The organism is Streptomyces otsuchiensis (assembly GCF_004305975.1).
Lineage (GTDB): Bacteria > Actinomycetota > Actinomycetes > Streptomycetales > Streptomycetaceae > Streptomyces > Streptomyces otsuchiensis.
This window is the reverse complement of record NZ_BHZI01000609.1, coordinates 1-450: the sequence shown is the minus strand read 5'-3', so window position 1 is coordinate 450 and position 450 is coordinate 1. Positions and strand designations below refer to the sequence as shown.

Annotated in this window: 1 protein-coding gene; it reads right to left on the bottom strand. The window is 68.9% G+C overall.

Features of this window, described 5'->3' with window-relative positions; translation table 11 throughout:
* A partial coding sequence (locus E0D90_RS26070; protein WP_130800351.1) for a PadR family transcriptional regulator occupies positions 1–450 on the bottom strand: 450 nt, incomplete at both ends.

The following is a 450-nucleotide window of genomic DNA, read 5'->3' as shown; positions in this document are numbered from 1 at the left end:
CGAGCCAGCGGGCTTCGGCCTCGGCGTGGAAGATCAGCTGTTCCAGCACCAGCAGCCAGGCGATGTCGTCACGGTTGTCCGGCCCCGACGCCAACGCCCGCGCCTTCAACCGCGTGTAGTCCTGCATCGCCCGCAACGTGTGCCGCCGCTGGGACTGCACGATCTCGACCAGATCAACCCCCGGCGCACCCACCGCCATCGCCAGCTTGATCGCCAACTCGTCCCGCGCCGGCTGACCCCGGTCCACCGGCCGCTGATACCACGCACTCAGCTCCCGACGCCCCGCCCCCGTGATCGAGTACAACTGCTGCTTCCCCTCACGCACACCCTCCGGAACCACCAGACCGTCCCGCTCCAGCCGGTTCAGCGTCGTGTACACCTGGCCGATGTTCAGCGGCCACGTCGCCCCCGTGCGCGTCTCGAAATCCGACCGCAGCTGCGAGCCGTAAC